Source organism: Streptomyces sp. SudanB52_2052, assembly GCF_964272415.1.
In the GTDB taxonomy this organism is placed as follows: domain Bacteria; phylum Actinomycetota; class Actinomycetes; order Streptomycetales; family Streptomycetaceae; genus Streptomyces; species Streptomyces olindensis.
Window position 1 is genome coordinate 179176 of the sequence record NZ_OZ186796.1, and the last position, 16863, is coordinate 196038.

Sequence of the window (16863 nt, forward strand, 5' to 3'; positions counted from 1 at the left end):
GCGTCCGGTCAGCCGGTGGCGAGGAGCTGCAGGGTGTCGATCACGCGGTGGGAGAAGCCCCACTCGTTGTCGTACCAGGCGACGACCTTGACGTGACGGCCGTCGACCCGGGTGAGGGCCGAGTCGAAGATGGACGAGGCGGGGTTGCCGACGATGTCGGAGGAGACGAGCGGGTCGTCGGAGTACTCCAGGATGCCGGCGAGCGGCCCCGTGGCCGCGGCCTGGTACGCGGCGAGCACGTCGTCGCGGGTCACGTCGCGGGCGACGGTCGTGTTGAGTTCGACGATCGAGCCCACCGGCACCGGTACGCGGATCGAGTCGCCCGACAGCTTGCCGTCCAGGCCCGGCAGCACCAGGCCGATCGCCTTCGCGGCGCCGGTCGTGGTCGGCACGATGTTGACTCCGGCGGCCCGGGCGCGGCGGGCGTCGCGGTGCGGGCCGTCCTGCAGGTTCTGCTCCTGGGTGTAGGCGTGCACCGTCGTCATGAACCCGTGCTCGATACCGGCGAGGTCGTCGAGCACCTTGGCGAGCGGGGCGAGTGCGTTGGTGGTGCACGAGGCGTTGGAGACGATCGTGTGCAGGTCGGGGTCGTAGGCGTCGGTGTTGACGCCGAAGGCGAGGGTGACGTCGGCGCCGTCGGACGGTGCGCTGACGAGGACCTTGCGGGCGCCGGCGTCGAGGTGGGCGCGGGCGGCCTTGGCGGAGGTGAAGCGGCCGGTGGCTTCCACGACGATGTCGACGCCGAGTTCGGCCCAGGGCAGCTGCGCCGGTTCGCGCTCGGCCAGTACCGTGATCCGGCGGCCGTCGACGACGAGGGCGTTCCCGTCGACGGTGACCGGACGCCCGAGTCGGCCGGCCGTGCTGTCGTAGGCGAGCAGCCGGGCGAGCGTGGCGGGCTCGGTGAGGTCGTTGACGGCGACGATCTCGAGGGTGCTGTCGCGCTCCAGCAGGGCGCGCAGCACATTGCGTCCGATGCGGCCGAATCCGTTGATGGCGATGCGAGTCATAGGTGATGTCCCCTTCCCTTCGCCCTCAGGCTCGCGCGCGGGCCGCGCCGCCGACAGTGGCGCCATCGCCACGGTTCAAAAGGATCTCGCCACTCTCGCCACCGCTGTTCGTGACGGCAATTCGCGACGGCTATTCGCCGCGGGTGAAGGTGCGTCGGTACTCGCTCGGGGTGGTGCCCAGGATGCGCTGGAAGTGCAGCCGCAGGTTCGCGCCGGTGCCGAGGCCGACGTCGGCGGCGATCTGTTCGACGCTGCGCTCGGAGCGCTCCAGCAGTTCGCGGGCGAGGTCGACGCGGGCGCGCATCACCCACTGCATGGGCGTGTAGCCGGTCTCCTCGACGAAGCGGCGGGAGAACGTGCGCGCCGACACCCCGGCCTGCTGCGCCAGCAGGTCGAGGGTGAGGGGTTCGCCGAGCCGGTGCAGTGCCCACTCTCGGGTGGCGCCGAAGCGCTCGCCGAGCGGTTCGGGGACGCTGCGTGGCACGTACTGGGCCTGGCCGCCGCTGCGGTAGGGGGCTGCGACCAAGCGGCGGGCGGCGTGGTTCGAGGCGGCCACTCCGAGGTCGCCGCGCAGGATGTGCAGGCACAGGTCGATGCCGGAGGCTGCGCCGGCCGAGGTGAGCACGCTGCCCTCGTCGACGAACAGGACGTTCTCGTCGACCTGGATGCGCGGGTGTCTGGCTTTCAGCGCGCGGGTGTAGTGCCAGTGCGTGGTGGCGCGTCTGCCGTCGAGCAGGCCTGTGGCGGCGAGTGCGAAGGCACCGGTGGAGATGGCGGCGAGCCGTGCGCCCCGGGCGTGGGCGGCGAGCAGCGCGTCGGCGACGGGCTGCGGCGGGTCGTCGCGGTCCGGGTGCCGGTAGCCGGGAACGAAGACGATGTCGGCCCAGGCCAGCGCGTCCAGGCCGTGGGCGACGGAGTAGGACAGGCCGTCGCCGCCGGTGACGAGGCCGGGTGTCGCCCCGCACACCCTCACCTCGTACGGCATGCTCGCGCGGGTCGTGAAGACCTGCGCGGGAATGCCGACGTCGAGTGGCTTTGCGCCCTCGAGCACGAGGACGGCGACGCGGTGGAGGCGGGAGGACGGCATGGGGAAGAGGCTATGGGGGCGTGATGCCTCACGCCCACGGCGGACTCGTCGCGCCGTGGAACGTTGAACCGTCACATTCATTCCGGCTGGGGCGACTTGCCACCCCGCTGTGAGCAGCAGAAACTGTACATACAGACGTAGAGCCCACCGACACAGCGACTCTGCGCCCCGACGAGCAAGAAAAAGGGGCTGACCGGTGGAGAACACGCTGCGCATCCTCCTCACCGAACAGGACGCGGAAGCCGAGCGCGTCGCCGAGCTGACCGGCTACCTGCGCGAGGAACTCCTCGAACTCGACGTCGCCGACGTCACGGCCCTCCCCGGCGGCGAGGCCCCGCCCGGAGCACGAGCCGTGGACGTCACGCAGATCGGCGCCCTGCTCGTGACCCTGGGCAGCTCGGCAACCGCCCTGAACCAGGTCATCACCGTCATCCGGTCCTGGCTGGGCCGCCGCCATGACTCGCAGCCGTCCCTGCACCTGCAGATGGGCGACGACGTCCTGGAGATATCCGAGGCAACCGACGAACAGGTCGCGGAAGCGATCAGGATCTTCACCCAGCGCCACTCCCCGGCTGGAGCCGAACCATGACCGCTTCCAGACATGCTTTGATCATCGCCAACGACCGCTACACCGACCAAGGACTCAGGAAACTCAACGCCCCGGCCCAGGACGCCGCAGCCCTCGAGAAAGTGCTGCACGACCCGCAGATAGGCGACTTCGAGGTGGAGGTCGTGCACAACGCGTCGGCCGACCTCATGCGCCGGCGCATCCAGCGGTTCTTCAACGAGCGCACCCGCGCCGACACGCTCCTGCTGCACTTCTCCTGCCACGGCCTCAAAAGCGAATCCGGCGAACTGTACTTCGCCGCCAGCGACACCGAACCCCCGCTGCTGGCCGCCACGGCGGTCCCCTCCCAGTTCGTCCGCAGCTGCATGGCGACCACCCGGGCAGGCCGCACCGTCCTCTTCCTCGACTGCTGCTACGGCGGTGCCTTCTCCAAAGGCTCGGCCTCGGTGCGTGCTTCGGGAGACGTCAACGTCCTCGAGTCGTTCGCGAAGGACGAACCCGACAGCGGACGGGGCTGGGCCGTCATCACCGCCTCCGATTCGATGGAGTACGCCTTCGAGGACAACCGGCTCACCGAGAACTCCGCGCCCCGGCCTTCTGTGTTCACCCACGCCGTGGTCCAAGGGCTCGAAACCGGCGAAGCCGACATCGACGCGGACGGCAAGGTCTCGCTGGACGACCTGTACGAGTACGTCTACAGACACGTACGAGAGCAGAACCCCCACCAGAGGCCCAAGAAGGCAGCCGAACTCCACGGGGAGCTGCATCTGGCGCACAGTCGGCACGGCCGCATCAAAATCGTCGCCCTCCCCTCGCCCCCTTCCCTGAAGGCCGCTCTGAACAGCGACGCGTTCCTGGAGCGGCAAGGCGCGGTCCTGGAACTGCACAAGCGACTGCGGCACCCCGAGCTGCCCCTGGCCGAGGGAGCGCGTCAGCATCTGGAGGAGTCGCGCGCAACGACGTCGAGCAGATCGCCGCTCTGGCATCCGAAGTCCTGAGCGAGATCCGCCTGAAACCGACCCCGGACCACCTGGACTTCGGTCAGGTGCCGAAAGGCTCAGCCTCACCTAAGCAATCCGTGACCATGCACGGCCCGCCACTGGCCCGTCACTGCGTGGCCCAGCCCAAACAGACATGGATACGAGTCGACCCGACCCCCAGCGGCCTGGAGGTCCACATCGACACGACCACCGAAGGACGCCTGTCCGGCGACATCGCGCTCAAGGGCGTGGCCGACGAGTCCGTCATCCACGTCGAGGCGGTGATCACCCCGGCCGTTCGAGGGGCGGGCTCCGCAGGATCCGCACCCCGCCCCTCGAACGGCTCGGCGGAGCCCGGGCACGGCTCGGCCGGCGCGGGGCACGCGGCGGTCATCGGCCAGTCGAAGACCCCGCCGCGTCCCGCACGGCCACCCAGGGTCACCACAGGCCATGCGGGAAAGGACCGACCGCCCCCGCCCCGCCGCGCTCCCGTCCTCGCCGGCGCCGCGCTCGCCCTCGCTGTCACCGCACTCATCACCCTCGTGCTGGCCATCGAAGGCGCAGTGGCCGCCATCATGGAACGCAGCAGCGAAGGGGTCTCCGGCAACATCGAGGACAACATCCGCGCCCACGGAGCGCTCACCTCCCTCACCGTGTGTCTGGTCACCGGCGCGGCAGCGCTCATCACCGGCGCGCTCGCCCGGCACGATCTCTCGGCACAGCGCGAGCGCTACACCAGACAGGCCGCCGGCCGGACGCACACACTGACCTCCATCGCCAAGGGTGTGGCCATCCCGGCGCTGGTCCTGGCGGTCCTCGCCGGCATCGCCTACCTGGTGGGCAGCGGCGAGTGGTGACCGGCCCTCGGCGGGCCTGAGCTGCTCAGCGCCTGCCCCGCGTCACCGGGCCGGGGTCGGCTGAGTGAGGTTCACCGGGTTGCCCTCGGGGTCGAAGATGTGGGCGACGCGTTGTCCCCACGGCATGTCGGTGGGGTCGCTGCGGACCGTGCCGCCCAGCGCCGTCACCCGGCTGAGCGTCTCGTCGACGTCGTCGACTGCGATGCTGAGCAGGATCCGCGGTGCCGCTTCCGTCCCCGGGTCCGCCTTGGCCACCAGCCCGAGGTCGGTGTCGCCGATGCGCAGGCCGAGGTAGAAGGCCGGGCCTTCCGCCGGTACCCGGAAGATCTCCTCGGCGCCGAACAGTTTCGTGTAGAAGGCGAGCAGGACGTCCTGGTCGGCCGTCAGGATCACCGGCTGGATGGTGGACATGGCACTCCTGTCGAGAACGGTCGTGTCGCTGGGTGGACCGTTCGAGGACGGTGAACTCATCGGCGGAACCAGCCGCCGAAAAAATCTCGGGCGGCGATGTCGAGAACCCGTGGCCTGCTTCGTCCCCGGGGTGAACGCGACCACAATGGGCCGCACCAGCACCCAGGAGACGAGAAAAATGGCCAAGTACCTGCTGCTCAAGCACTACCGGGGAGCTCCGGCGGCCGTCAACGACGTGCCCATGGATCAGTGGACGCCCGAGGAGATCTCGGCGCACATGCAGTACATGAACGACTTCGCGGCCCGGCTGGAGAAGACCGGCGAGTACGTCGACAGCCAGGCGCTCGCCCCGGAGGGTGCCTGGGTCCGCTACGACGGTGAGGGGCGCCCGCCGGTCACCGACGGCCCGTTCGCCGAGACCAAGGACCTCATCGCCGGCTGGATGGTGATCGACGTCGACAGCTACGAGCGCGCCGTCGAGCTGGCCGGGGAGCTGTCGGCCGCTCCCGGGGCGGGCGGGAAGCCGATCCACGAGTGGCTCGAGGTGCGTCCCTTCTACGGCACCGCGCCCACCATCACGGAGTGACCTCACCGATGGACGAGGCCCTGCTCCGCAGCCTCACACCCGGCGTCCTCGCCCTCCTCGTCCGCCGCGGAGCCGACTTCGCGGCGGCCGAGGACGCCGTGCAGGAGGCGCTGGTCGAGGCGCTGCGCGTCTGGCCGGCCGACCCGCCACGGGACGCGAAGGGCTGGCTGGTCACCGTGGCCTGGCGCAAGTTCCTCGACCAGGCCCGGGCGGACGCCGCGCGCCGCCGCCGCGAGGACCTCGTCATACAAGGGCCGGCGCCCGGGCCCACGCCGTCGTCGGACGACACGCTCAGGCTCTACTTCCTGTGCGCCCATCCGTCGCTGACGTCGTCCTCCGCAACCGCGCTCACCCTCCGCGCGGTCGGCGGGCTCACCACCCGCCAGATCGCCCGGGCCTACCTGGTGCCCGAGGCAACGATGGCCCAGCGGATCAGCCGGGCCAAGCGCACGCTGGCCGGGGTGCGGTTCGATCGGCCCGGCGATGTCGGCACGGTGCTGCGCGTCCTCTACCTGGTCTTCAACGAGGGCTACTCCGGTGACGTCGACCTCGCCGCCGAGGCGATCCGGCTCACCCGGCAGCTCGCGGCCGCCATCGACCACCCCGAGGTGGCGGGGCTGCTCGCCCTCATGCTGCTGCACCACGCCCGGCGTGCCGCCCGGACCGGGTCCGACGGCAGTCTGGTGCCGCTCGCCGAGCAGGACCGCGGCCGGTGGGACACCGAGTTGATCGCCGAAGGCGTGGCGATCCTGCAGGCGGCCCTGGCCCGCGACCGGCTGGGCGAGTTCCAGGCCCAGGCGGCCATCGCCGCACTCCACGCCGACGCGCCGAGAGCCGAGGAGACCGACTGGGTGCAGATCGTCGAGTGGTACGACGAGCTGGTGCGGCTGACCGACAGCCCTGTCGTCCGCCTCAACCGGGCGGTGGCGGTCGGCGAGGCCGACGGGCCGCGGGCCGGGCTGGCGGCGCTCGCGGCGCTGGACGCCGCACTGCCCCGCCACACCGCGGTGGCCGCGTACCTCCACGAGCGCGACGGCGACCTCGCGGCGGCGGCACGGTTGTATGCCGAGGCGGCCCAGCAGGCACCCAGCCTCACCGAGCGCCGGCATCTGACGCGGCAGGCCGCCCGGCTCAACGCCCGTCTGCGTCGCTGACGGTCGCGCCGGGCTCCTGCCGCCGCGGCCCTCGGTGCGGCCCGACCGCCCTGACCGGGCCATCGCCGGGGCGGCCGGCTTCCGACGGCGGCACCGTCGAGCCGGCAGCGGACGCCGACGAGACGCACCGCCCTGTCAGAACCAGTGCAGGCAGTGCGGGGTGCGGTCGGCGCGGAAGAGGGCGTCGGCGCGGGGGGCCGCGTCCGGGCGGTGGGCCCGGATGTGTCCGGCACGCACGAGCGTGCTCGGGTCGGTTCCGCCGAGGTAGACCGATCCCAGGTCGCTCACGTCCAGGGACAGGTCGGGCTCCCGGTCCGTCGGGACGCAGTCGGCTGTGCCGTCCCGGACGGTCAGCAGGTAGCGGCCGTGTTCGCCGAGGAAGGGGTCCTCGACGTCGAGGACGAGCTCGCCGTCCACGAACCAGCCGCGCGCGGTCAGCGCACGCGGGACGTCCAGCAGCCGCACCCAGAGCCAGTCCATGTCGCCGCTCACCTCGCCGGCGCGGAAGTCCGCGAGCTGCCGGCGCAGCGGGTGCTGGGGCGGGACGTGGTGGAAGACGACCTGGGAGACCAGGTCGTGGCCGAGCACGAACCGGGCCAGGGCGGTGAAGACGGCGTCGTCGACGGCGATGGTCTCGTCGACCGCCAAGGTGCCGTCGTCGAGGGAGTAGCTGGCGTACCCGTCCGGGACGCCGTCGGTGTCGCGGTGGACGGCGATGTAGCGCGGCGCCGGAGAGATCGGGGGCTGCCCCGCGCGCAGGGCCCACCAGCGGTGCGGCCGGGACAGCGCGCCGGGCTGCGCGCGGCGGTACCGGTCGTAGACCTCTTCCAGGATCTCGTCGCACCGGGTGCGGGGCAGCACGTCGATCGAGCCGTTGTCCGGGCCGGTCGCTGGTGCGTCGGTCGTGCGACGCGCCCGGGGAGCAGCGAGGGCGGCCCGGTGGCGCTGCACCGTCAGCCGCTGTGTGTAGGTCGCCGGTCCGTAGCCGAACCGGCCGTAGATCGAGGCCTCGGAGGCGAGCAGCACGGAGAGGAACTCCCCGCGGGCCCGTGACTCGGCGAGCTGATGCCGCATCATCGCGGTGAGGACTCCCTGGCGCCGGTGCGAGGGAAGGACGCCGACGGCGGTCACCCCGGGGGCCGGGACGAGGGTCCCACCGGGCAGCGTGAGCTCGAAGGCGTGTGTGGCGGCGGTGCCGACGGGCCGCCCGTCCGCCGTCAGGGCGAGCAGGCAACGGTCCGTTTCGAGCGCCGACCACCAGAGCCCGCCGCCGTCGACCGGGGTTTCCGGGAAGCGCCCGAACGCGGCATGGACCGTGTCGACGAAGACGTCGAGATCCTCGTCGGTGGTGGGACGTATCTCCATCGCTGCCGCTGCCTCCTCGGGATGCCGGCACCACGAGCGGTGGTGCCGGGCCACCATGCAGCCTCGACCCGTGGCCGGGTCAAACGAATATGCGTGCGGCGGTCGTGAGCGAGGCGCCAGGCAGGCTGTTCACCGGCAGTCGACGTCCGCCTCCAGCGGATGCGCGCTAGGCACTGTCTGATAATTGATCTTGTGGTGGGTCGAGGTGAGTTGACGGATGCGGCATGGGAGCGGATAGCGCCCCTGCTGCCTGGTGTTGACGGTCGTGGTCGTCCGTGGCGGGATCACCGGCAGGTGATCAACGGGGTGTTGTGGCGGTTGCGGACCGGTGCTCCGTGGCGTGACCTGCCGGAACGCTACGGGCCGTGGCAGACGGTCTATGAACGGTTCGCCCGCTGGGAGGCGGACGGAACCTGGGCTCGCCTGCTCGAACAGGTCCAGGTCCGCGACGACTCCGTCGGAGCCGTGGAGTGGACCGTGTCGGTCGACTCCACGATCAGCCGGGCCCATCAGCACGCCGCCGGAGCCCGCAAAAAGGGGCGGCGGCGGGGGACGAACTGGAAGATCCGGCACGCCCGTCGGCTGGCCAGGCGCTGGGCCGGTCCCGCGGCGGGCTGACCACCAAGCTCCACCTCGCCTGCGACGGCCGGGGCCTGCCCCTGGCTGTCGTCGTCACGCCCGGCAACGTCAACGACTCCACCGTCTTCGACATGGTCATGGACGAGCTGAGGGTGCCCCGGACCGGCGCCGGGCGCCCCCGCCTCAGGCCCGATGCGGTCGTCGCGGACAAGGCGTACTCGTCCCGGGCGATCCGCCAGTCCCTGCGACGCAGAGGCATCCGGGCAGTGATCCCGGAGCGGGCGGACCAGAAGGCCAACCGCCTGCGGCGAGGGAAGGCCGGCGGCAGACCGCCGGCCTTCGACCGCGAGCTTTACAGGGCCCGCAACGTGATCGAACGCTGCTTCAACCGCCTCAAGCAGTTCCGCGCGATCGCCACCCGCTTCGACAAACTCGCCACCCGCTACAAGGCCGGAGTCCACCTCGCCGCACTCATCCTCTGGCTCCGCGAACCCAACCAAGATCCTTTGTCAGACAGGGCCTAGCGGGCCACGCGGTAGCGGAGGTGGACGAATCTCGAACCGAAGGTGCGGGTCTCGACGAGGTCGAGATCCACCCGGCGCTCGTCCCGGGCAAAGAACGGGATGCCACCGCCGACGAGGACCGGGTAGACCATGGTCCGGTACTCGTCGATCAAGCCCGCCGCGGCCGCCTCGGCGGCGAGAGTCGCGCCGCCGATCGCGATGTCGCCCCCCCCGGCTCGGCTCGCAACCGCTCGATCTCCTCCGCCAGGCCGCCGGAGGCCAGGCGGGCGTGGCCCTCGACCGTCGACAGCGTGGTGGAGAACACCACCTTCGGGAGCGGGTTCCAGAGTGCCGCCCACTCGAGCTCCGCGTCGTCGAGCGATCGCTCCTGGTCCGCGGTCTCCCAGTACAGCATCGTCTCGTACAGCTTCCGTCCCATCAGGTGGACGCCGACGTCGCGGATGTCGTCGATCCAGAAGCGGAAGACCTCCTCGTCGGGTGCCGTCCAGTCGAAGCTGCCGTCCGGTCCGACGATGTAACCGTCGAGCGAGACGTTCATCGAGTAGGTCACTCTGCGCATACGAAGTCCTCCTCGGGATCCGGTTCGACGATACGACCCGGACGCCGCGGGACTCGTCACAGTCGGGTCGCGTCGTTCGCCGTGGCGGACGAGGGCGAGGACGGAGCCGGCTTCAGGCGGACGCAGCAGTGGCCGGGGCTCGGGGACAGGTGTGCCTGGAGGGTGCCGTCACCCAGCCCTTCGAGGACGCCGCCGAGCAGGTGGAGGTTCATGCCGCACACGGTCTGGGTGTGCTCGCGGGCGAGTTCGTGGAACGGGCAGTTGCCCAGCACGATCGCCGCACCGTCGAAGCGCGGCTCGAAGCCGTACCGCTCCAGAAGGTCGAACACGTTCACGGTGTCCTGCGCGGCGAGCCGGGCGCCGAGAGTCCGGGCTTTGCGGTGCAGGACGGCGCGGACCGGTTCGCCGGTGGTGTCGGCCTCCTCCACGGCCTGGGCGAGGAGCCGTCCGGCCAGTTCGTAGCGCCGTTCCGGCAGGCTGACGGTGACCTGCTTCGCGGAGCGCTTGTACAGCTTGGCCGGCCGCCCGGCTCCCGGGCCGGTGCGGCCGCTGCGCCGCTCGTAGACGACGTCCAGGAGCGCTTCGTCCGCCAGGCGGTCCAGGTGGAAGGCCGCGGTCTGGCGCGCAAGGCCGAGGGCGGCAGCGGCTTCATCGCGGCTGACCGGGCCCGGCTGGCGCACGACGTGGTCGTACAGCCTCCTGCGGGTCGGCTCGTCCAGAGCGGCGACGGCGGAGACATCGGACTGGGGTGCCTCTTTCGGGTGGTCCACGAACACCAGTGTAAAACCCACAGGCCTTGACTAAAGAAGCGCCGCGTACTTCTATCGTTAATGAGAGTTGTCCATAGAAGGGACGGGCGTCATGTCGTCCGCAACCACCACCTCAACGTCCAGCGCCCCCGGGCGCGTCGCGCTCAGCGATCCCGGCTACCAGGCTTTCGTGATCCTGCGCACGGGGTTCACCGTGGCGCCGATCCTGTTCGGGCTGGACAAGTTCACCAACCTGCTCGTGGACTGGCCGGTGTACCTCGCGCCGTGGATCGACGACGTCGTGCCCGGCAGCGCCCAGGCGGCCATGTACGCCGTCGGTGTCATCGAGATCGTCGCGGGTCTCGTCGTCGCCGTCGCCCCCCGATTCGGGGGCTGGCTGGTGGCCGGATGGCTGGCCGGCATCATCGTCAACCTGCTGACCATCCCGGGCCATTACGACATCGCGCTGCGCGACTTCGGACTGCTGCTCGGCGCGGTCGCCCTCGCCCGGCTCGCCCAGCGCCACCACGGTGAGCGACAGCGGCGCTGACGGCCGACAGCGGGCACGGGCGGCGTCAGGGCCAGGGGCCGATGCCTGGCCCTGACCCGTCCACCCAGGTCGGACAGACCTTCCTTCGTGCCGAGATCCCGCACCTTTTCCCTCACTCGCCCGGTCCGTACGGTGTTCGAGTGACGGACATTCTGATCAACGAACTCCGCAGCGCGTATGACGCCCAACTCCGTGGTGTCACCCCGCCCGGCGGCGGCGCCCGCCTCGAGAAGGACGGCCCCTTGACCCGTGTCGTCGGGTGGCACCGCGGCTTCGTGACGGGCCCGCGCGACCTCGGTGTGTACGGGGAGGAACTCGACACGCTCATAGCGCGGCAGCGTGACTTCTACGCTGCCCGTGGTGAGGCCGTCGAATGGAAGACTCGCGCCCATGATCTCCCCGCCGACCTCACCGACCGGCTCACCGCGGCCGGTTTCGTCGCCGAGGACACGGAGACCGTGCTCATCGGCCGGGCCACGGACCTCGCCGCCGACCCCGTCCTGCCCGACGGCGTGAGCCTTCGCCGGGTCACCGCCAGGTCGGACCTCCGGCGCATCGCCGGCATGGAGAGCACCGTCTGGGGCGAGGACTGGAGCTGGCTGGCCGACGACCTGGCCGCCCGGATCGAGAACGACCCGGAGAACACCGTCGTCCTCGTCGCCGAGGCAGGCACCGAAGTCGTGTGCGCCGCCTGGCTGGTGTTCCAGGAGGGCGTCGACTTCGGCGGCCTCTGGGGCGGCTCGACGCTCGAGGAGTGGCGCGGACAGGGCATCTACCGGGCCATGGTCGCCCACCGAGCCCGGCTCGCCGCCGAACGCGCCATCCCTTACGTCTACGTCGACGCCTCGGCCGACAGCGCCCCGATCCTCACCCGCCTCGGCCTGCACGCGGTCACCACGACGACACCGTACGTCTGGTCACCCTGACGAGGTCCGGGAGGCGAGGTACTCCTCGACGCCGGGCGCCGTGTGCGCGTCCTCCACGTTCACCGCGGCTCCGACCGCCTCGGCGTCCGGCTTGTGCACGTAGGTCGAGGTGCTCGCGGGCCGTGCCTTGTCGGAGAAGTCCTGCGCGGTGCCGAGGCCGACGTCGACGGCGGACTGGGAGCGGTGGGCCTTGACCAGGTCCTCGCGGGTGAGACTGCCCTTGTCGCAGGCCTTCTGCAGGTCGTCACCCATCAGGCGGGCGGCGTTGTAGCCGGAGAGCACGCCCGAGTCGATGAGGGAGCCCGGGTACTTCTTCTTGTAGGAGGCGACCATCTTGCGCACCCCGGGCAGGTCGGAGCTGACCGCGGGCGCGGCGCTGACCACGTTGAGCAGGGCGGTGAGGGCGGGGGCCGCCGGTGTCTTCATCAGCTGCGGGGCGTAGCCGGGGGCGCTGCTGACGACGGGCACCTTCAGGCCGCGGGAGGCCGCGACCCCGACCAGCGACGCGGTCTGGGCCGGTCCCGCGCTGATCAGGATGGCGTTCACCCCCTCCTTGCGCAGTGCGGAGACCTGCGCGGACAGGTCGGTGTCGGTCGCCTTGATCTTCTGGCCGACGACCTTCAGGCCGGCCTTCTTCGCGGCCCACCGGGAGCCTTCGAGGGCGTTGGCGCCGTAGTCGCCCTCGAAGTAGACGTGTCCGATGGTGTCGCCCTTCGCCAGGCCCTTCGCGCGGGTGAGGAAGTCGACCGCGGCGATCATGTCGATGTCGTAGGTGGTGCCCAGGACCTGGACGGCGTCCCGGTCCAGCAGGGAGGCGGCCCAGGCCTGCGGGAAGGTGAGCACCTTGTCCCGCTCGATGTCGTCGAGCAGCGCGGCCATCACGGGCGAGCCTATGACCTGGGGAAGAGCCAGGACGTCCGTGGAGAGGTCGGCGTAGACGGTGACGGCCTTCTGGACGTCGTAGCCGTGGTCCTTGACGACGATCTCGATGCGCCGGTCGCAGATGCCGCCGCGGGCGTTGACCTCGTCCGCCCACATCTGCTGGGCCTGCACGATGCTCTTGCCGAGGGTGGCGTAGGGGCCGGTGAGGTCGGTGAGGGCGCCGAGCCTGATGGTCTTCCCGGTCACCCCGGGACCGGTCTTGATGCCGTCGGCGCCGTCGTCGGTGCTCCGCGAGGAGTCGGCCTTGGAACTGCATCCGGTGGCGGTGAGGAGCAGGGCGGCGAGGGCGGTGGCCAGGAGCGTCCTGGGGCGTGCGGGGTGCTGGTGCGATTTCACGGGGTGGGCTCCTTGGCTGGTGCGGCCGGCGCGGGTGACGGCGTGGGAGAGGTGGTGGCTGTGCGAGAGGTGGTGGGTGTGGGCGGTGGGGCGGATCGGTGGCGGCGCAGGCGGGTGCGCAGGCGGCGGACCAGGCCGTGCAGGCCGTCGGGGGCGAAGAGCAGGACGAGGACGATCGCCGCTCCGTAGAGGTAGCGGGCGGCCTCGGTGGGGCCGACCGTGCCGCCGGTGGTGCCCGGGGCGGCCACGAGGGGCAGTTGGTCGGCGTAGCGGGTCATCAGCAGGGGCAGCGCGGTGATGAAGACGGCGCCGGCGGTGGCTCCGGCGACCGATCCGAGTCCGCCGATGACGATCATGGCGAGGTAGTCGACCGACAGGACGAGGCCGAAGTAGTCGGGCACGACGCGGCGGAAGGAGAGGGCGAGCATCACCCCGGCCAGGCCGGCGTACATCGACGAGACGACGAAGGCGGCCGAGCGGTGGCGGGCGACGTTCACGCCCATGACGGCGGCCGCCGTCTCGCTGTCGCGCAGGGCCACCAGGGCGCGTCCGGGGCGGCCCCGGAGCAGTCCGCGGGCGGTGAACCAGGTGAGGGCGAACAGGGCGAGTCCCAGGTACCACAGCCGTTCCTCGGCGCCGAAGGGGACGCCGAGCAGGGTGAGTTCGGAGTCCGTGGAGAAGGAGAAGCCGCCGAGTTCGAGCGGCGGCACGGAGCGGCCGTTGAATCCGCCGGTGACGGAGTCCGCGGTGAGCAGGACGTGGTGGCCGAGGAAGACGAGGGCCAGGGTTGCGACGCCGAGGTAGATGCCGCGGACCCGGCCGGCGACGGGGCTGAAGAGTCCGCCGGCCGCTCCGGCGAGCAGCACGGCGAGTACGGCGGCCACCGCGGTCGGCAGGCCGGGGCCGGGTTCGCCGGCCAGCCAGACGTAGCCGTAGGCGCCCACGGCCAGGAAGAAGGCGTGGCCGAGGGAGAGTTGGCCGGCGGTGCCGGACAGCAGGCCCAGGCCCACCGCGCCGATGGCCGCCGCCATGGAGAACAGGCCGATGCGCAGCCAGAACGCGTCGAGGTAGAAGGGCAGGGCGCCCAGGACGGTGACGGCCGCGACGGTCCGGGCCGGGCGGCTGGTCAGGGCGCGGGAGAGTCGCTCAGACACGGACCGCCGCCTTCCCGCCGAACAGCCCCGTGGGCCGCACCAGCAGCACCAGCACCATCACCGCGTAGGGAGCGACGTCGCCGAAGCCCTCGCCGAGGACGTGCAGGTCGGACTGGTAGCCCGCGACGAGCGCCTCGGTCATGCCGATGAGCAGGCTGCCCGCCAGAGCGCCGGGCGGTGAGGCCATCCCGCCGAGGATCGCCGCCGGGAACGCCTTCAGGGCGATCTGACCGGTGGTGCGCTCCAGGCCGGGCGCCGGGAACGCGGCGAGGAAGACCGCCGCCAGGGCCGCGAGCGCTCCCGCCAGGCACCAGGCGAGGGTGCGCACCCGCACCAGCCGTACGCCCATCAGGGAGGCCGCTTCGACGTCCTCGGCGGAGGCGCGCAGGGACAGGCCCCAGGAGGTGTACCGGAACAGGGCGAAGACACCGGCGATGACCAGGGTCGAGACGACGATCGCGGCGATCCGGCTGTCCGCGACGGTCACCGGCCCGAGCCCGCTGACCGAGTCGCCCCAGGGGTCGCCGAGCGAGAGCAGGTCGCCGCCGATGCGCCGCGACAGGTCGGTGAGGATGAGGATGTCGACGCCGATGGTGACGATCGTCTGCACGTGGGCGGTGTGCGGGTCCGGTCCGCCGGCCTGGAGCAGGAAGCGGTCCACCGCGCCGGCCACGGCCGCCGTGACCAGGACGGCCACGGCGAGGGCGGCGGCGAAGCCGAGGTCGTCGTGGAGGACGGCGGTGAGGTAGCCGCCGAGGAGGAGCAGGGAGCCGTGGGCGAAGTTCATGACGCCGGAGGCCTTGAAGATGATGACGAAACCGAGGGCGACGAGGGCGTAGACCGCGCCGAGGGCGAGGCCGTTGAAGACGTTGTCCAGGAAGGTCGTCATGCCGCGTCCTCCTCCCCTTCGGCGCCGGTGCCGAGGTAGGCGCGCAGCACCTCGGGGTCACGGCGGACCTCGTCCGGGGTGCCGTGGGCGATGGCGCGGCCGAAGTCGAGGACGGTGACCTCGTCGGCGAGCCGCATCACCAGGCCCATGTCGTGCTCCACCAGTACGACGGACAGGCCGAGTTCGGCGCGCACGGCGTGCACGACCTCGACTGTGCGGGCGCGTTCGGCCGCGTTCATGCCGGCGACCGGCTCGTCGAGCAGCAGGACGCTGGGCTCCAGGCAGAGGGCGCGGGCGAACTCCACGCGCTTGCGGTCGCCGTAGGAGAGCAGGGCGACGGGGCTGTCGAAGTGCGCGGCGAGGCCGGTGAGTCCGGCGATCTCGCGGGCTCGGTCGAGGTGTGCGCGTTGTTCGCGCCGCGCGTGCGGCAGACGCAGGGCGCCGGCCGCGAACCCGGCACGGGACAGGACGTGTCGGCCGAGCATCAGGTTGTCGGCGACCGTGCCCTGGGTGGTGACGATGTTCTGGAACGTGCGGGCGACGCCGAGGGCTGCGATGCGGTGCGGGGCGAGCCGGGTGAGGTCGGCGTCGCCGAGGCGTACGGTGCCCGTGGCCGGGCGGCACAGTCCCGACAGCACGTTGAAGCAGGTGGACTTGCCCGCTCCGTTGGGTCCGATGAGCGCGTGGACGGAGCCGGGGGCGACGGTGAAGGACACGGCGTCCAGGGCGGTGAGCCCGGCGAACCGGACGGTCACGTCCGTGACGGTGAGTTCGGGTGGTGCGGTGGTGCGGGCGGTCACGCGGCTCCCTGCCCCTCGGGTCTGCTTACGGTGCTCTCTGTAGTGCCTGTGGTCTCGCCCAGGTAGAGCCGCTTCACGGCGTCCGTGCGGGCGAGTTCGTCGGCGGGGCCGGAGAGCCGGACCTCGCCGACCTCCAGGACGTGGGCGGTGTCGGCCAGGGACAGTGCCATGCCCGCGTTCTGCTCGACGAGCAGGACGGCCGTGCCCTGGGCGTTGATCTCGCGGATGACCTCGGCGATCCGGTGGACCATCTGCGGGGCGAGGCCCAGGGACGGCTCGTCGAGCAGGAGCAGGCGTGGTGCGGCCATGAGGGCGCGCCCGATGGCGAGCATCTGCTGCTCGCCTCCGGAGAGCAGTCCCGCGGCCTGCCGGGTGCGTTCGGCGAGGCGCGGGAAGAGCGTGAAGACCCGGTCCCGGGCCTCGGCGACCTGGTCCGGGCGGCGCCGGCCGAGGCCGAGGCCGCCGGTGCGCAGGTTCTCGTCGACGGTGAGCCCGGCGAAGACGCGGCGCCCCTCGGGGACCTGGACGACTCCGGCGCGCACGGCGGCGACCGGGTCGCGCCCGTCGAGCTCCGTGGCGCCGTAGCGGATGCGGCCGGCCGTGATCGTGCCGCGGTGCAGGCGCAGAGTGCCCGACACGGCCCGCAGCAGGGTCGTCTTGCCCGCGCCGTTGGCGCCGAGGAGGGCGACGACCGTGCCGTGCGGGACGGTCAGGGTCACGGAGCGAAGCGCGGACAGCGCGCGGCCGTAGGTCACGTCGAGGCCCTCGACGCGCAGGGCGGGCTCTTCGTCCGGTGGTGCTTCGGGCATCGCGGCTCCTCGACCCGTGCCGTCGTCGGGC

18 protein-coding genes and 1 pseudogene are annotated in these 16863 nt (G+C 71.6%); 8 read left to right on the top strand and 11 right to left on the bottom strand.

What is annotated here, in order from left to right:
- Positions 1-8: 8 nt before the first annotated feature.
- A complete protein-coding gene (gene gap, locus ACSUPV_RS00875; protein WP_359794122.1) occupies positions 9-1007 on the bottom strand; it encodes a type I glyceraldehyde-3-phosphate dehydrogenase in 999 nt (332 codons plus the stop codon).
- Between the two features lie 130 nt (positions 1008-1137).
- Positions 1138-2094 (bottom strand): GlxA family transcriptional regulator, encoded by a 957-nt coding sequence (locus ACSUPV_RS00880; protein ID WP_031118517.1) that lies wholly within the window; start codon positions 2092-2094, stop codon positions 1138-1140.
- A gap of 196 nt (positions 2095-2290) precedes the next feature.
- Between ACSUPV_RS00880 and ACSUPV_RS00885 the strand changes: the two genes are divergently transcribed.
- The 3 genes from ACSUPV_RS00885 to ACSUPV_RS00895 all read left to right on the top strand — a co-directional run bounded on the left by ACSUPV_RS00885 (position 2291) and on the right by ACSUPV_RS00895 (position 4499).
- A complete protein-coding gene (locus tag ACSUPV_RS00885; protein WP_051649457.1) occupies positions 2291-2683 on the top strand; it encodes a hypothetical protein in 393 nt (130 codons plus the stop codon).
- Positions 2680-3660, top strand: coding sequence for a caspase family protein (locus tag ACSUPV_RS00890; RefSeq protein WP_436946710.1), 981 nt, complete (start codon positions 2680-2682; stop codon positions 3658-3660). The genes ACSUPV_RS00885 and ACSUPV_RS00890 overlap by 4 nt, the downstream gene beginning before the upstream one ends.
- A 116-nt stretch (positions 3661-3776) precedes the next feature.
- Positions 3777-4499 carry a hypothetical protein gene (locus ACSUPV_RS00895; RefSeq protein ID WP_436946711.1) on the top strand — a complete coding sequence of 241 codons (723 nt, stop codon included), beginning with the start codon at positions 3777-3779 and terminating at the stop codon, positions 4497-4499.
- 42 nt (positions 4500-4541) lie between these two features.
- Here ACSUPV_RS00895 and ACSUPV_RS00900 read toward each other — a convergent pair whose 3' ends face one another.
- The gene (locus ACSUPV_RS00900; RefSeq protein ID WP_436946712.1) at positions 4542-4910 is read right to left on the bottom strand and encodes a VOC family protein; all 369 of its coding nucleotides are present in this window, start codon (positions 4908-4910) and stop codon (positions 4542-4544) included.
- A 178-nt stretch (positions 4911-5088) separates the two neighbouring features.
- Between ACSUPV_RS00900 and ACSUPV_RS00905 the strand changes: the two genes are divergently transcribed.
- Together ACSUPV_RS00905 and ACSUPV_RS00910 are read left to right on the top strand one after the other, a co-directional pair.
- On the top strand, positions 5089-5496 hold the full coding sequence (locus tag ACSUPV_RS00905; RefSeq protein WP_037770668.1) for a YciI family protein: 408 nt from the start codon (positions 5089-5091) through the stop codon (positions 5494-5496).
- An 8-nt stretch (positions 5497-5504) separates the two neighbouring features.
- Positions 5505-6650, top strand: coding sequence for an RNA polymerase sigma factor (locus ACSUPV_RS00910; protein WP_436949859.1), 1146 nt, complete (start codon positions 5505-5507; stop codon positions 6648-6650).
- A gap of 135 nt (positions 6651-6785) precedes the next feature.
- Here the strand turns inward: ACSUPV_RS00910 and ACSUPV_RS00915 are convergent, their stop codons facing one another.
- Positions 6786-8015, bottom strand: coding sequence for a GNAT family N-acetyltransferase (locus ACSUPV_RS00915; protein WP_436946713.1), 1230 nt, complete (start codon positions 8013-8015; stop codon positions 6786-6788).
- 195 nt (positions 8016-8210) lie between these two features.
- On the opposite strand from ACSUPV_RS00915, the gene ACSUPV_RS00920 reads away from it, so the two are divergent.
- Positions 8211-9118, top strand: a protein-coding gene (locus ACSUPV_RS00920) for an IS5 family transposase (protein ID WP_436949860.1) whose coding sequence is annotated in 2 segments (ribosomal slippage) — positions 8211-8556 and positions 8556-9118 — 909 coding nt in all. Because the reading frame shifts where the segments join, the coding sequence is not laid out codon by codon here.
- Here ACSUPV_RS00920 and ACSUPV_RS00925 read toward each other — a convergent pair.
- Both ACSUPV_RS00925 and ACSUPV_RS00930 read right to left on the bottom strand, forming a co-directional pair.
- Positions 9115-9677: pseudogene (locus ACSUPV_RS00925) on the bottom strand (dihydrofolate reductase family protein). The gene ACSUPV_RS00920 and the pseudogene ACSUPV_RS00925 sit on opposite strands and share 4 nt — an antisense overlap.
- Before the next feature lie 56 nt (positions 9678-9733).
- On the bottom strand, positions 9734-10453 hold the full coding sequence (locus tag ACSUPV_RS00930) for a helix-turn-helix transcriptional regulator (protein ID WP_436949861.1): 720 nt from the start codon (positions 10451-10453) through the stop codon (positions 9734-9736).
- 85 nt (positions 10454-10538) lie between these two features.
- Between ACSUPV_RS00930 and ACSUPV_RS00935 the strand changes: the two genes are divergently transcribed.
- Positions 10539-10976, top strand: coding sequence for a hypothetical protein (locus ACSUPV_RS00935; protein ID WP_037770654.1), 438 nt, complete (start codon positions 10539-10541; stop codon positions 10974-10976).
- 140 nt (positions 10977-11116) lie between these two features.
- A complete protein-coding gene (locus tag ACSUPV_RS00940) occupies positions 11117-11902 on the top strand; it encodes a GNAT family N-acetyltransferase (protein ID WP_382608287.1) in 786 nt (261 codons plus the stop codon).
- On the opposite strand, the gene ACSUPV_RS00945 is transcribed toward ACSUPV_RS00940, so the two are convergent.
- From ACSUPV_RS00945 to ACSUPV_RS00965, 5 genes are read right to left on the bottom strand one after another with little or no spacing between them, the layout of a single operon-like run.
- Positions 11894-13180 carry an ABC transporter substrate-binding protein gene (locus ACSUPV_RS00945; RefSeq protein ID WP_436946714.1) on the bottom strand — a complete coding sequence of 429 codons (1287 nt, stop codon included), beginning with the start codon at positions 13178-13180 and terminating at the stop codon, positions 11894-11896. The two genes, ACSUPV_RS00940 and ACSUPV_RS00945, sit on opposite strands and share 9 nt — an antisense overlap.
- Positions 13177-14334, bottom strand: a complete 1158-nt coding sequence (locus ACSUPV_RS00950) for a branched-chain amino acid ABC transporter permease (protein WP_436946715.1) — start codon at positions 14332-14334, stop codon at positions 13177-13179. Before ACSUPV_RS00950 ends, ACSUPV_RS00945 begins: the two co-directional genes overlap by 4 nt.
- A complete protein-coding gene (locus tag ACSUPV_RS00955) occupies positions 14327-15223 on the bottom strand; it encodes a branched-chain amino acid ABC transporter permease (RefSeq protein WP_031118502.1) in 897 nt (298 codons plus the stop codon). Before ACSUPV_RS00955 ends, ACSUPV_RS00950 begins: the two co-directional genes overlap by 8 nt.
- Complete coding sequence (locus ACSUPV_RS00960; RefSeq protein WP_037770647.1) at positions 15220-16023, bottom strand: ABC transporter ATP-binding protein; 804 nt, start codon at positions 16021-16023, stop codon at positions 15220-15222. Before ACSUPV_RS00960 ends, ACSUPV_RS00955 begins: the two co-directional genes overlap by 4 nt.
- Positions 16020-16832, bottom strand: a complete 813-nt coding sequence (locus ACSUPV_RS00965; protein ID WP_436946716.1) for an ABC transporter ATP-binding protein — start codon at positions 16830-16832, stop codon at positions 16020-16022. The genes ACSUPV_RS00960 and ACSUPV_RS00965 overlap by 4 nt, the downstream gene beginning before the upstream one ends.
- Between the last annotated feature and the right edge of the window lie 31 nt (positions 16833-16863).

Bases quoted from the DNA above. Each gene is read 5' to 3' on its own strand.
- ACSUPV_RS00935 (WP_037770654.1), top strand. From the start codon at position 10,539: ATGTCGTCCGCAACCACCACCTCAACGTCCAGCGCCCCCGGGCGCGTC.
- ACSUPV_RS00965 (WP_436946716.1), bottom strand. From the start codon at position 16,832: ATGCCCGAAGCACCACCGGACGAAGAGCCCGCCCTGCGCGTCGAGGGC.
- ACSUPV_RS00890 (WP_436946710.1), top strand. From the start codon at position 2,680: ATGACCGCTTCCAGACATGCTTTGATCATCGCCAACGACCGCTACACC.
- ACSUPV_RS00955 (WP_031118502.1), bottom strand. From the start codon at position 15,223: ATGACGACCTTCCTGGACAACGTCTTCAACGGCCTCGCCCTCGGCGCG.
- ACSUPV_RS00880 (WP_031118517.1), bottom strand. From the start codon at position 2,094: ATGCCGTCCTCCCGCCTCCACCGCGTCGCCGTCCTCGTGCTCGAGGGC.
- ACSUPV_RS00905 (WP_037770668.1), top strand. From the start codon at position 5,089: ATGGCCAAGTACCTGCTGCTCAAGCACTACCGGGGAGCTCCGGCGGCC.
- ACSUPV_RS00915 (WP_436946713.1), bottom strand. From the start codon at position 8,015: ATGGAGATACGTCCCACCACCGACGAGGATCTCGACGTCTTCGTCGAC.
- gap (WP_359794122.1), bottom strand. From the start codon at position 1,007: ATGACTCGCATCGCCATCAACGGATTCGGCCGCATCGGACGCAATGTG.
- ACSUPV_RS00900 (WP_436946712.1), bottom strand. From the start codon at position 4,910: ATGTCCACCATCCAGCCGGTGATCCTGACGGCCGACCAGGACGTCCTG.
- ACSUPV_RS00910 (WP_436949859.1), top strand. From the start codon at position 5,505: ATGGACGAGGCCCTGCTCCGCAGCCTCACACCCGGCGTCCTCGCCCTC.